Origin of the sequence: Paraburkholderia sp. (genome assembly GCF_035501035.1) — a bacterium.
Lineage (GTDB): Bacteria > Pseudomonadota > Gammaproteobacteria > Burkholderiales > Burkholderiaceae > Paraburkholderia.
Genome location: NZ_DATJWR010000033.1, coordinates 1 through 13,012, shown reverse-complemented (window position 1 = coordinate 13,012; position 13,012 = coordinate 1). Strand labels below are relative to the sequence as shown.

At 65.6% G+C, this 13,012-nt stretch carries 13 protein-coding genes; 6 read left to right on the top strand and 7 right to left on the bottom strand.

Annotation, left to right across the window (positions count from 1 at the left end; genetic code table 11):
- Positions 1-45: 45 nt before the first annotated feature.
- Positions 46-447 (top strand): hypothetical protein, encoded by a 402-nt coding sequence (locus VMJ11_RS02140; RefSeq protein WP_325616455.1) that lies wholly within the window; start codon positions 46-48, stop codon positions 445-447.
- Positions 448-577: 130 nt separating this feature from the next.
- Here VMJ11_RS02140 and VMJ11_RS02135 read toward each other — a convergent pair whose 3' ends face one another.
- The 4 genes from VMJ11_RS02135 to VMJ11_RS02120 all read right to left on the bottom strand — a co-directional run bounded on the left by VMJ11_RS02135 (position 578) and on the right by VMJ11_RS02120 (position 3,765).
- Entirely contained in the window at positions 578-802 is a 225-nt protein-coding gene (locus tag VMJ11_RS02135; protein ID WP_325616453.1) for a hypothetical protein, read from the bottom strand.
- 144 nt (positions 803-946) lie between these two features.
- Positions 947-1,312, bottom strand: coding sequence for a hypothetical protein (locus VMJ11_RS02130; RefSeq protein ID WP_325616451.1), 366 nt, complete (start codon positions 1,310-1,312; stop codon positions 947-949).
- A gap of 265 nt (positions 1,313-1,577) precedes the next feature.
- Positions 1,578-2,174, bottom strand: coding sequence for an ankyrin repeat domain-containing protein (locus VMJ11_RS02125; protein ID WP_325616449.1), 597 nt, complete (start codon positions 2,172-2,174; stop codon positions 1,578-1,580).
- 199 nt (positions 2,175-2,373) lie between these two features.
- The gene (locus tag VMJ11_RS02120) at positions 2,374-3,765 is read right to left on the bottom strand and encodes a short-chain fatty acid transporter (RefSeq protein ID WP_325616447.1); all 1,392 of its coding nucleotides are present in this window, start codon (positions 3,763-3,765) and stop codon (positions 2,374-2,376) included.
- Positions 3,766-4,269: 504 nt separating this feature from the next.
- Here VMJ11_RS02120 and VMJ11_RS02115 point away from each other — a divergent pair.
- Complete coding sequence (locus VMJ11_RS02115; protein WP_325616445.1) at positions 4,270-4,926, top strand: peroxiredoxin; 657 nt, start codon at positions 4,270-4,272, stop codon at positions 4,924-4,926.
- A gap of 102 nt (positions 4,927-5,028) precedes the next feature.
- Here VMJ11_RS02115 and VMJ11_RS02110 read toward each other — a convergent pair whose 3' ends face one another.
- Genes VMJ11_RS02110 through VMJ11_RS02100 form a run of 3 tightly spaced genes read right to left on the bottom strand, consistent with a single transcriptional unit; the run spans position 5,029 to position 7,766 of the window.
- Positions 5,029-5,892, bottom strand: a complete 864-nt coding sequence (locus VMJ11_RS02110; RefSeq protein WP_325616444.1) for an ABC transporter permease — start codon at positions 5,890-5,892, stop codon at positions 5,029-5,031.
- Between the two features lie 18 nt (positions 5,893-5,910).
- The gene (locus tag VMJ11_RS02105; protein ID WP_325616442.1) at positions 5,911-6,705 is read right to left on the bottom strand and encodes an ABC transporter ATP-binding protein; all 795 of its coding nucleotides are present in this window, start codon (positions 6,703-6,705) and stop codon (positions 5,911-5,913) included.
- Between the two features lie 41 nt (positions 6,706-6,746).
- Positions 6,747-7,766 carry an ABC transporter substrate-binding protein gene (locus tag VMJ11_RS02100; protein ID WP_325616440.1) on the bottom strand — a complete coding sequence of 340 codons (1,020 nt, stop codon included), beginning with the start codon at positions 7,764-7,766 and terminating at the stop codon, positions 6,747-6,749.
- 200 nt (positions 7,767-7,966) lie between these two features.
- Here VMJ11_RS02100 and VMJ11_RS02095 point away from each other — a divergent pair, with 200 nt between their 5' ends.
- The 4 genes from VMJ11_RS02095 to hutU all read left to right on the top strand — a co-directional run.
- Complete coding sequence (locus tag VMJ11_RS02095) at positions 7,967-8,644, top strand: response regulator (RefSeq protein WP_325616438.1); 678 nt, start codon at positions 7,967-7,969, stop codon at positions 8,642-8,644.
- Between the two features lie 18 nt (positions 8,645-8,662).
- Positions 8,663-10,069, top strand: a complete 1,407-nt coding sequence (locus VMJ11_RS02090; RefSeq protein WP_325616436.1) for a sensor histidine kinase — start codon at positions 8,663-8,665, stop codon at positions 10,067-10,069.
- 154 nt (positions 10,070-10,223) lie between these two features.
- Positions 10,224-10,937, top strand: a complete 714-nt coding sequence (hutC, locus tag VMJ11_RS02085; protein ID WP_414694270.1) for a histidine utilization repressor — start codon at positions 10,224-10,226, stop codon at positions 10,935-10,937.
- Between the two features lie 417 nt (positions 10,938-11,354).
- Positions 11,355-13,012: urocanate hydratase (gene hutU / locus VMJ11_RS02080; RefSeq protein ID WP_325616432.1), on the top strand; the 1,658-nt coding region annotated here is incomplete at its 3' end.

Here is a 13,012-nt window from a genome sequence, read left to right as displayed (position 1 = left end):
CGTTTCTTTACCGGTCCTTTACGCGGCGCTGCCTAGAATCGGCTCGTGTTCAACTCAAGCGTGCCGCCCGAAAAGGGCAGCGTGCGCGCCACACGTATGCCGTCACTCGTCTCGCAAGGCTCGTCTTCCCGGGCTTCCCGCTCCACCGCAACGCCGCGGCCCATCCTCTCCCTGCGCAACGCTCGCCAGCCGGCGCCGCAGCGCGCAACGGTGCAACTGGTCGTGCGCGTGCCCACGCGCGAAGCGCAACTCGCGCGCTGCACACTGCATAGCCTCCTCGGCAGCGCGCTTGGCGTGCATACCATCGATATCGATCGCCGTCGCGATCTGGCTTGCCTGCACGTCGAACTCGATCGCCGCCGCGTGGCCGAGGCCATGGCGCTGCTCATGCGCACGCTCTCGGGCGCCGAATTCGGCACGGTGCGTCGGCTCGAACGCGCTGCCTGACACGCCACGCTCATGCGGCCGCACCGCACACGGCGGACAATGCAAAGCCGTCGCCATCGTAACGATGCGACGGCGACGCTTCGAGGTGGAGGGGCGGCGGGCGAACCTGGCGTGGGTGCGCCTGTTCGCGTCAGGGCGTTTCTGAGAGCAGCGAGCGCAGCGATTGCGGCGCGGGCTTGGCCGTGACCTTAGTGGCTTGCTGGCCTTTTGGATTGGGCTTCGCGACTTTTTGCGGCTGGATGGGCCGGGCGTTGAGGGCGGTTGGATGGCCGCCGGCTTGTGCCAGCGTGGCGGGGCTCGCCGACGCGAACGCAAACAGCGCGGCGGCGCACGTCAGGACGTGGTAACGAGTCATCTGAACTCTCCCGCATGGACGAGCGCCAGGCATTGTGCCAGCGCTGCAAGCGGAAGTATGTTCGGAGGAAAGCCGCTGCGCCTCCATCATTTGATGGAGAAACGTACGCCCGGCGCGCGGCGGACCCGCTGCCGGGGTTGCGATTCATTCGCCGGCGCGGCGATCGGCGAGTGCTCGTTCGCAGTCCTTGAGTACTTGCAGGACGAGTTTGGCCTGATAGTTCAGATCGTCGGTATCGAGGATTTCCTCGACGGCGTCGCGCGCCCAGACGGCGTCGACAAACCAGGCGTGCTGTTGAGCGATGTCCTGCGCCATGGCGGCGAGCCGTGCGATCGCGAGCCAGTCGGCTTCACGTGCGTGGCGGTCGAGCCACTTGTGCGCCGCCTGCACGTGAAAAGCCGCGTTGGGCCAGGTTTCGTTGAGATAGTAGGCTCCGAGGCTCCCGCAGGTGAGCCAGCAGAGCAACTCCACGCGGTCGCGCGGACTCAGATGGTGGCGTACATCACTCATGGCGACGCTCGCGAAAGTAACAGAGTTCGATTGACGGGTGGGCGCAGGCTTTCGAATCCGATGACAAAACGATATCACGGCTTACGGAAGATCGCCTGCCCCGCACCGGCCCTGCACGCACGGGTTACATGGATAGCGTCGCCTGGCGGCGCGTCGTATGCAAACCAGGAGTGACACCAGGAGAGCGCACAGAAGTGATGCGTCGTGCTATGGGCAGCGCACGTGTCGTGCCCGCCTGGCGAGTGCGCTCATCGCGCCCCTTGATTCACGCACCTTTGCCGCCGCCCAACTGGGCGAGCCGCGCGGCGGTGTCCACCGCGCCCATCGCGTGCGCCACGTCGAGCGCGCTATTGCCCGAGGCGTCCCGCGCCGCGGCGTTCGCGCCCCGCGCGAGCAGCAGATCGACGATATCGGTGCGATTGAACATGGCGGCGATCATCAGCGCCGTGCGGCCGTCGGGCGAGGCGCCTTCCACGTCGGCGCCGCTCTCGAGCAGGGCGGCGATGACGTCGGCATAGCCCTTGAACACGGCGCCCGCCAGCGGTGACTGTCCGTTGTCGTTGCGCAGATCGGGGTCGGCGCCGCGCTGCACGAGCGCGCGCACGGCGGCGGCGTGGCCGTGATAGCTCGCGAGCATCACGAGGCTGTCGCCTTTTTCGTTGCGCAGGTTCGGCGGCAGGCCCTGGTCGATGAGCGTGACGAGTGTCGTGGCTTCGCCGCGCCGGGCGGTGTCGAACACCTGGCGCGCGAACTCGATGAAGCGGGGATCGATGTCGCCACCCTCGGAGCCCGCCGACGAAGCGCCGGACGAAGGCGACGAAGGCGACGAAGAGGCCGACGAAGGCGGCACGCTAGCGGTCATGGCAGTCTCCTTGAGATCGGACACACACATTCGCGGCGGCGTGGTGCCGTCGGGGCCCGCCCATTGTCGCCGATCTTCGCGAGCGATGAGGTCAGCGCGCCGCTTGTGCAGAGGGTAAAAAAACGGCGCTGCGCGAGCCGCGTAGAAGCGGCTGGCGCAGCGCCATGACAGGAGGAACCGGGTAATGAACCGCGACCGCTCAGGGCACGAGCCAGAGTGCGGCGGCGTAGATCACGAGCGAAACGGCGAACGTGACGGCGGTATAGCCCATCACGCGCTGGATGCGGATGCCCGCGATCGCGACGATTGGCACGGCCCAGAACGGTTGCAGCATGTTCGAGACGTTCTCCGCCATTGCGACGCCCATCGCGGTGCGCGGCACCGAGGCATGCAGGCTCAGCGCGGCGGGCAGCACGAACGGGCCTTGCACGGCCCAATGGCCGCCGGCGCTCGGCACGAGCAGCGTGATGATGAGCGAGCTCAGATAGCTCCAGAGCGGCAGCGAGAGGGGCGTGGCGATCGTGACGAAGGCCTTGGCGATCATCGAGGCGAGGCCGGTGCCTTTCATCATGCCCATGATGCCGCCGTACACCGGGTACTGGAGCAGCATGGAGCCGGTCTGGCGCGCGGCACGGCGAATGGCGTTCGCGTAGGCGATGGGCGTGCGCTGCAGCGCGAGGCCGATCAGCAGAAAGATCAGGATCGTGGTGTTGATGTCGAGATCGAAGCCCTTTTCGCGCCATTCCATCGCGAGATAACCGACGCCGAACACGATCAGCAGCAGCGTGCCGAGCATCGACTGCTCGAGGCGCGACGCGAACGAGGGCGTGTCGCCGCCGCTGCGCGCGTGCGGGTCGGCGCTGTCATTGGCGTCGCTGGCATCGGCTTCGGCCGACTCGCGGAAGGCCGAGACGTGCTCCGGCTTCGGATGCATGCGGATGAAAATGGCCGTCATCACGACCACGACGAGCACGGTGGGAATGAAGACGAACGGCGCGAACACGGTCTCGCTGAGCGGGATCACATGGCCGGTCGCTTTTTCGACGAGATTCAGCGCATTGCCGGGCGAAGCCTGCGAAAGAGCGATCGAACTCGACAGCCCGCTATTGCAGATCGACCAAGCCGAATAGCTGCCTGCCACGAGCCAAGCGAAATCCACGTTCACGCGCTTCGCGATTTCGCGCGAGAGCAGCGCGCCGACGATCAGGCCCAGGCCCCAGTTCAGCCACGCGGCGATGGCGACGACCGGAAACACCAGCAGCGCGGCGCGCGTGGGTGTTTGCGCCTTCGCCGCGAGCGCGCGCAGGAAGCGCTGGATCACGGGCGCCTCGGCGATGGCGTAGCCGGTCGCGAGGATCAGGATCATCTGCAGCGCGAAGCCAAGGATGCCGAACGTGCCCTCATACCAGGACCCGAGCAGCGTGGGGATGTTGCCGTGCGGCGCAATGGCGAACGCGAGCACCGCGACGAGGAACGTGAGGCAGATGGAAAGGACGAAGGGGTCGGGCATGACCCGTTCGAAAACGTACACGAGTGCGGCGACGACGCCTTGCCGGGGCGCGCCTGCTTCAGTCTTTAGGTCTCTTTTCATGCTCTTTCAGCGAGTTCGTAGCATGTGGCTACGGGCTGGCCGGAGCGGACAGGAGGGATTGCTTGCGAATGCGCCCGGCACCGTGCGGCTGGCGGGCCAGCTGGAGCGTGGTGCACGGGGAGGCAAGTGCGGCGCTCCTCCATGTGCGAGAGGCGGTGCCGCCCCGGCGCAGCGGGTTCAAATCACGCCTTCACGCACAAAATTGCATGAGAAGGCGGCCAGCCCGTTCTAATTATTCTCGTGTTCTATATACGAACACGGTTTCGTTTATCGAACGATGCATTATTCGCTTCATGCGGAGTGGATGTCAAGGCTGCGATATCGTCCATTTACAGGCTTTTCGCCGGAAATGAGGGCGAAATGTACGTTATTTGTAATAAATATGAAATTGGAAAGAAATTTCGAAAGCGTCATCCCAACTACCTAAAATGCAGAAGCGAGAGACACGCTTGCGTGCTCGCAGGCACTCACATTTCGTCGATTGCCGAACAAAGGAGACTCGAGATGACGATTCGTCTAGGAGAAGATGCACCGGATTTCACTGCGGAAACCACCGAAGGCAAGATCCATTTCCACGAATGGATCGGCGATCACTGGGCCATCCTCTTTTCCCATCCGAAAGACTTCACGCCCGTCTGCACGACGGAACTCGGCTACATGGCGCGGCTCAAGCCGGAGTTCGACAAGCGCAATACGAAGATCATTGGCTTGAGCATCGACCCGGTGACCGATCATGAGAAGTGGGTCAAGGACATCGAGGAAACGCAGGGCAGCGCCGTCAACTATCCGTTGATTGGGGATGCGGACCTGAGCGTCGCGAAGCTTTACGACATGATTCACCCGAACGCGAGCGGCGCCAGCCCGCGCTCGGCGGCCGACAACGCCACGGTGCGCTCAGTGTTCCTCATCGGGCCGGACAAGAAAGTGAAGGCGATGCTCGTCTACCCGATGAGTTCCGGACGCAATTTCGACGAGGTGCTGCGCCTGCTCGACTCGCTGCAATTGACCGCGAAGCACACGGTGGCGACGCCGGTGAACTGGAAGCCCGGCGACGACGTGATCATCCCGACTTCGGTTTCGGACGACGCGGCGAAGCAGAAGTACCCGCAGGGCTTCAAGACGCTCAAGCCCTATCTGCGCACGGTCGCGCAGCCGATGTAGCGCTTCGGGCGGCAAAAAAACGCGGCGCACAGGTGTGCGCCGCGGACCACGGACCGCGAAGGCGTGCGCCTCGCGCGATCCGCGCAGGGGAAACCCGCTCGCTCAGGCCGAAGGCGTGGGACGCCACTTGAGCAGACGGTGCTCGAGCGCGGTGAGCAGATAGTCGGCGGCGAGCGCCACCACGGCGAGCACGATCATTGCCGCGAACACGCCGCTCGCGTTGAACGCGCCCTGCGCCGTGGAGATCAACAAGCCGATGCCTTGCTTCGAGCCGAGGAATTCGCCGACCACGGCGCCCACCAGCGCGAAGCCGAAGCTCACGTGCAGGCTCGCGAGAATCCAGGAGAGCGCCGAGGGAATCACGACCGAGGTCGTCACCTGGCGGCGCGATGCGCCGAGAATCTGCGCATTGGCGATCATGTAGCGGTCGGCCTCGCGCACGCCCTGGAACGCATTGGCGAACACCACGAAGAACACCATCACGACGGCGAGCGCGACCTTCGAAGCCATGCCGAGCCCCAGCGCGATCACGAACACCGAGCCGAGCACCACGCGCGGAATCGAGTTGGCGATCTTGATGTAGAGGCTGAACACATCGGAGAGCAGCTTGTTGCGGCCGAGCACGATGCCGCAGAACACGCCGGCCACCGAGCCGATGATGAAGCCGAGGCCCGTTTCTTCGAGTGTGACCCAGACCTGCGTGAGCAGCGGCCCCTGCGAGGTGCCGTTCACGAACCAGTCGACGATCTGCTCGAAGATGGCGGTTGGCATCGAGAAGAAGAACGGATCGATCCATTTGAGGCGCGCGGCGATCTCCCAGCCGCCTAGCACGACGACGAGCACGACGAGCCGCAGCGTGATGACGAGCGCCTGGCGCTGGCGGATGCGCCTTTGCGCGGCGCGCTCGACGTCGTCGAGCGAGGCGGTTTCGAGGCCTTGCGGCAAGGTTTGTTGCGGGGTGGACATGATTGAACGGCTCCGGGGTTAAGCGATCTGCACTTCTTCGCGCAGGTCGTGCCAGATCTGGCGCGACAGTTCGACGAAATGCGGCGCATAGCGGATCTCGGACGTCACGCGCGGGCGCGGCAAATCGATCTCGTAGACCTTCTTGAGCGTGGCTGGGCGCGCGGTCAGCACGAACACGCGGTCGGCGAGCGCAATGGCTTCTTCGAGGTCGTGCGTGACGAACACCACGGAACCCGTGCCGCCCCACAGTTGCAGCAGTTCGTCCTGCATGAGCGTGCGCGTTTGCATGTCGAGCGCCGAGAACGGCTCGTCCATCAGCAGGATCTCGGGCTTGTTGATGAAGGTCTGCGCGAGCGCGACGCGCTTTCTCATGCCGCCCGAAAGCTGATGCGGGTAGTGCTTGCCGAAATTGGCGAGGCCCACGCGGCGCAGCCATTCGTTCGCTTCGTCGTAGGCCGCGGACTTCGAGCGCCCGCGATAGAGCGGGCCGGCCGCCACGTTGTCGAGCACCGAGCGCCACGGGAACACCGCGTCGGCCTGGAATACGAAGCCGATGCGCGGGTCGATGCCGTTCACGGGCGCGCCCATCACGCGCACTTCCCCCGTGGTGGGCTTGAGCAGCCCCGTGATCATGCTGAGCGTGGTGGATTTGCCGCAGCCCGTGGGCCCGACGATCGCAACGAACTCGCCGCGCGCGACCGACATGCTGAAGTCGCGCAGGGCGACAGTCGCCTTGCCGTCCGGCGAGATGAAGCGGCACGACACATTGCGCAGCTCGATGGCCGGCGTGCCTTGAGAGTAGGAGGAAGTCATGGTCTCTTGAGGGCTGAACGTGGGGCGCAGCGACGATACGCTTACTTCGACGCCGTGGCGGTCGTGTTCGGCAGATAGTCGTTCGACCAGGTCTTCGCGAGGTCGATGTGCTTGCCCTTCACCGAAGGGTTGAATGCCGCGAGCACCTTGAGCACCGTGTCGGGACCGTCGGCGGGCATGCGGCCGTCCTTCGTGAACATCGGCAGCGAGGACTTCAGCGCGGCTACATAGAGGTCCTTGTTGTTACCGTAGTAGTCCTTAGGCATCTTCGCGGCGATCTCCTCGGCGCTATGCGTGGAGATGAAGTTGAGCGTGCGCGAGAACGCCCGTGCGAGCTTCGTTGCCTCGTCCTTGTGCGAGAGCGCCCAGGCGCGCTGCACGTAGAAGCTCGACGCCGGGTAGGTACCGCCGAGCGCCGCGCGCGTGCCTTCGAGCGTGCGCATGTCGACGAGCACCTTGGCGTCGCCGGTTTGCAAGAGGCGCGAGACCGTGGGTTCGGTGGTCATGCCCGCATCGATGCGGTTCTGCTTGATCGCCGCGATGAACGTGTTGTCCGCGCCCACCGGCAGCAGCGTGTACTGGTTGGTCGGCACGCCGCTGCGCTGCGCGAGGTACTGCGTGAGGAAGCTCGTCGAGGAGCCGAGGCCCGTCACGCCGAGCGTCTTGCCCTTCACGTCGGCCATGCTCTTCACCGTGGCCGCCGCCGCATTCGAAACCATTTCCACTTCGCCCGGCACCTGGCCGAACACCACGAGCGTCTGCACTTCCTTGCCCTTGCTCTGCAGGTCGATGGTGTGATCGTAGAAGCCCACCACGCCTTGCACCGCGCCCGCGAGCAGTTCGTTCTCCGCGTCCACGCCGGCCGGCTGCGACTGCAGTTCGACGTCGAGGCCTTCGTCCTTGAAGTAGCCGAGCTGTTCGGTCAGTTTGGCCGGGAGATAGATGATTTTGGTTGCGCCGCCAACCATGATCGTGATCTTCTCCGCATGGGCGGCCGTGGCGCCGGCGGCGAGGGCAAACGCGACACTCGATACAGCGGCGATCTGGCGCAGGGTGCGCATGGTTGAGTCTCCTGAAGGTTGTGCGCTCTGCAATCGGGCGCTTTTTGGTGGATGCAGCCGATTATAGAAACCGTAAGCCTTCTGCCAGCCTTCTGAACCCTTGCGAAAACGTCCGTGTTAACCCGCAGGGCGGTGGCGCGCCGGCGACGGCACAATCGATTCCCCCGCAACCTTCGCCTCTCGCGCTGCGCGCACCGCCCATGAAGCTGCTGCTGATCGAAGACAATCCGACGCTCGCGCACTGGCTCGTCAAGACGCTCGAAGCGCAGGACTTCGCCTTCGACGCCGTGCAGGACGGCGAGGCCGCCGATCATCTGCTGCGGTCCAATCGCTACGATGTCGTGCTGCTCGACCTCAATCTGCCCAAGCTTTCGGGCAAGAACGTGCTGCGTCGGCTGCGCCAGCGCGGCGACGCGACGCCCGTGATGGTCCTGACCGCGAGCGGCTCGATCGACGAGAAGGTGGAGCTGCTCGGTGCGGGCGCCGACGACTATCTCGTCAAGCCCTTCGAGGTGCGCGAGCTGGTGGCGCGCATCAAGGTGCTGATCCGCCGGCAGACGCCCGCGCGCGCGAACGAAATCGGCTGCGGCGATCTCGCCTTCGACATCAATACGAGGCAGTTCACGCTCAAGGGCGCGCCGCTGAACGTGACGCCGCGCGAGCGTACGGTGCTCGAAACGCTGATCCTGCGGCTTGGCCAGACGGTCTCGAAGGCCGCGCTCGTCGATGCGATCTTCACGCTCGCGGAAGAGCCAAGCGAGGACGCCATCGAAATCTACGTCTCGCGGCTGCGCAAGAAACTGGAGGGCAGTTCGTCCGTGATCGTCACGTTGCGCGGGCTCGGCTACCTGCTGCGCAGGAAGGAAGAGGGGCTTTGACGATGAGGGCGCACCGTCATGACGGGTAGCCTGCGCATTCGCCTCCTGTGGTGGATGCTCGTGCCGCTGGCGCTCTACGTGAGCTTCACGGCCACCTCCGAGTACCGCACCGCGCGCCATACCGCCGACCTCGTGCAGGACGGCCGGCTGCTCTCGTCCGCGCGCATGATCGCCGGTTCCGTGCAATGGGCCGAGGGCGCGTTGCGCGCCGACGTGCCGCCCGCCGCGCTCGAATTGTTCGCGTCGCCGCAGCGCGACCAGGTGTTCTACAACGTGCGCGTGGAGGGCGGCTCGCTGCTCGCGGGCATGCCCGATTTCCCGCATGCGGCTACCACGCCCGCCGTCGATGCGCCCGTGTGGTACGACGCCGCGTTGCGCGACCGCGTCGTGCGGGCCGTGAGCGTGGTGCGGCCGATGTACGACAACGGCCGTGTCTGGCACGTGCGAGTCTCGGTCGGCAAGACCGAGCTTTCGCGCGACGCGATGGTCTCGGCATTGTGGCGGCCTCAACTGCTGCGTCAGATCGGCATGGTCATGCTGGCGGTGGCGCTCGCCTGCATCGGTCTCACGTTCGAGCTGCGCCCGCTCATGAAGCTCAAGAACGACGTGGCCGATCGCGATCCTTCGCATCTCGAACCGATCCGCGCCGAAGGGCTCCATGTCGAACTGCGACCCGTTGTGGACGCAATCAATCAATGCATCGCGCGGCTTTCGGCGCAGACGGCGGCGCAGCGCCGCTTCATCGCCGATGCCGCGCACCAGCTGCGCACGCCGCTCACGCTGCTCGGCACGCAACTGCAGTACGCGCGCCAGCAAAAGGACGTCGATCCCGTCCTCGACGAGGTGCTGGCGGCCATGCACGTGAGCAACCGTTCGATGGTTGCGCTCACGAACCAGTTGCTGCTGCTCGCGCAGGCCGAGGCGCTCGACCCCGCGCAATTGCCGGCTGCGGCCGTCGACATGGCACAGCTCGCGCGCGAAGTGGCCGAGTCGCTTGCGCTGCTCGCACAGTCGCGCGGCATCGATCTCGGCGCGGAACTGCCACGCGAGGCGATCGTGGCGGGTCATCGCGAGTTGCTGCGCGCGATGGTCAGCAATCTCGTGGACAACGCGCTGCGCTATACGCCGGCCGGCGGGCACGTGACGGTGTCGGTGCAGGCGAGCGACGAGACAGTCACGCTCGAAGTGCTCGACGACGGCCGCGGCATTCCCGCCGAAACGCGCGCCCGCGTCTTCGAACCGTTTTTCCGCGCCGCCGCCGATACGGAAGGCACCGGCCTGGGTCTTGCGATCGTGCGCGAGATCGCGCAATCGCATCGCGGGACAGTGAGCCTGAGCCCGGGCGCTGAAGGGCGCGGTGTGCGCGCGTGCGTCGTGCTTGCGCGCTGGCAGCCGGCGCTTGCGGGCACGGCTGGGCAAACCTGAATGCGATGACTCACCGGCTCGCTGCGTGCGTCGACGCCCGCGCGCGAATCCGCTTTTCGGGGCGGTACAATGTGGGCCGCCTGAAGCCGCACGGAGGCGTCGCGCCATGCGGCCATCGCTTGGGCGAACTCCCGTGCATTCGAAGATCGAGACCATGCAAAAGAAGACGGTCCGCAGTGCCCCGATGCCTGCCTATGAACAAATCAAGCGACACGTCCTCGCGCAGATCGAAAGCGGCGCCTTGCGGCCCGGCGACGTGGTGCCGTCCGAAACGGAACTGGTGAAGGAGTTCGGCGTCGCGCGCATGACCGTTTCGCGCGCGCTGCGCGAACTGATGGCCGAAGGCGTGCTGAACCGCGTGCGCGGCTCGGGCACTTACGTGGCGCCGCGCCAGTACGAGTCGACCGTGCTGCAGATCCGCAATATCGCCGACGAGATCGCGGCGCGCGGCCATCGCCATTCGGCGCGCGTGCTGGCGCTGGAGTCGAGCGACGATCCGAACGCGATCGCCGCGCTCGAGCTCGAAAGGGGGCCGGTTTTCCATTCGCGCATCGTGCACAGCGAAGAAGGCGAGCCGATCCAGTACGAAGACCGCTACGTGAACCCCGAGGTGTTCCCCGAGTACCTCGCCCAGGACTTCACCGTCGAAACGCCGAATCACTACATGGTGCGCCTCGCGCCGATCCAGCGCGCGGAGTTCCGTATCTACGCGCAGAAGCCCGACGCGCGCGTGCGCCAATATTTGCAGATGGAGATCGGCGAGCCATGCCTGCTGTTGCTGCGGCGTACGTGGGTGGGGCACCATGTGGCGACATCCGTGCGCTTGTGGCACCCGGCTTCGCGCTTTCACCTGGCAGGCACCGTTTAACGGGGCGGACTTAGCCCGTTCCCCGCATTCCGTGGTTCTCCCGCCGCTGACGAGCGTCTTGCCGCTGCATTGAGCGCGAGACGCTCTATTCCCCCAGACCCTTCCTTTCATTGCGCCTGCCTCTTGCGCACGTGGGCTGTTCCGTCGCGTCTGCGCGGTTCGTTGTGCCGCGGCGCAGCGGCATCGTATTGTCTAGCCAACATTCTGCGCGGCACCTTCCTCTATATGGCCCAGGATCGTTGTTAAGTAACCGCGAATCTTCCAGGGTAACTACTTACCCCGGTTTGAGTAAAACGAGTTGTATATACAACTTGGCGGCGTTAGACTTAGCCCACGTTGCAGCGCTCATTGCCTTCGAGGCAATACGCAGGCGCGAGCGCCGCCATTTCGCTTGCTACCCAGACTCGAACGAACGCCATGAACCAACCCCACTTCACCGATCCCCGCCTCGACCCGACCCGCACGATCCGCGCGCCGCGCGGCGCCGAGAAGGTCTGCAAGACCTGGCTCGCGGAAGCCGCCTACCGGATGCTCCAGAACAATCTGGACCCCGAAGTGGCCGAGCATCCGCACGCGCTCGTGGTGTACGGCGGCATTGGCCGCGCCGCGCGCAACTGGGCGTGCTTCGACCAGATCCTCGCGTCGCTCAAGGACCTGAACGAGGACGAGACGCTGCTGATCCAGTCCGGCAAGCCGGTGGGCGTGTTCCGCACGCATGCCGACGCGCCGCGCGTGCTGCTCGCGAACTCCAACCTCGTGCCGCACTGGGCCACGTGGGAGCATTTCCACGAACTCGATCGCAAGGGCCTCATGATGTACGGCCAGATGACGGCGGGCAGCTGGATCTACATCGGCTCGCAGGGCATCGTGCAGGGCACCTACGAGACGTTCTACGCGGTGGCGAACCAGCACTTCAACGGCGAGGCGAAGGGCCGCTGGATCCTCACGGGGGGCCTGGGCGGCATGGGCGGCGCGCAGCCGCTCGCGGCCACCATGGCGGGCTTCTCGATGATCGCGGTGGAATGCGACGAGACGCGTATCGACTTCCGCCTGAAGACGCGCTACGTGGACCGCAAGGCGAAGACGCTCGACGAGGCGCTCGCCATCGTCGACGAAGCGAAGCGCACGGGCAAGCCGGTTTCGGTGGGCCTGCTCGGCAACGCGGCGGATGTGTTCGCCGAGTGCGTGGCGCGCGGCATCACGCCGGACTGCGTGACGGACCAGACGAGCGCGCACGACCCGATCAACGGCTACCTGCCGCAGGGCTGGAGCGTCGCGCAGTGGCGCGAGGCGCAGAAGGTGGCGCCCGAGAGCATCGTGAAGGTCGCGAAGGCGTCGATGGCCCACCAGGTGCGCGCGATGCTCACGCTGCAGGAGCGCGGCGCGGCCACGCTCGACTACGGCAACAACATCCGCCAGATGGCGCTGGAAATGGGCGTGGAGAACGCGTTCGACTTCCCGGGCTTCGTGCCGGCGTATATCCGGCCGCTGTTCTGCGAGGGCAAGGGCCCGTTCCGCTGGGTGGCGCTCTCGGGCGATCCTGAGGACATCTACAAGACCGATGCGAAGGTCAAGGAGCTGATTCCGGACGATCCGCACCTGCACAACTGGCTCGACATGGCGCGCGAGCGCATTGCGTTCCAGGGGCTGCCGGCGCGCATCTGCTGGGTGGGCGTGAAGGACCGCTACCGTTTGGGCCAGGCGTTCAACGAGATGGTGAAGAACGGCGAGCTGAAGGCGCCCATCGTGATCGGCCGCGACCACCTGGACACGGGTTCGGTGGCGAGCCCGAACCGCGAAACGGAGTCGATGAAGGACGGCTCGGACGCCGTGAGCGACTGGCCGCTGCTCAATGCGCTGCTGAACACGGCGGGTGGCGCGTCGTGGGTTTCGCTGCACCATGGCGGTGGCGTGGGCATGGGCTTCTCGCAGCACTCGGGCGTGGTGATCGTGGCGGACGGCACACAGGCGGCGCACGAGCGGCTTGGCCGCGTGCTGCTCAACGATCCGGCCACGGGCGTGATGCGCCACGCGGACGCCGGTTACGAACTCGCGCAGCAGACCGCGCGCGAGGC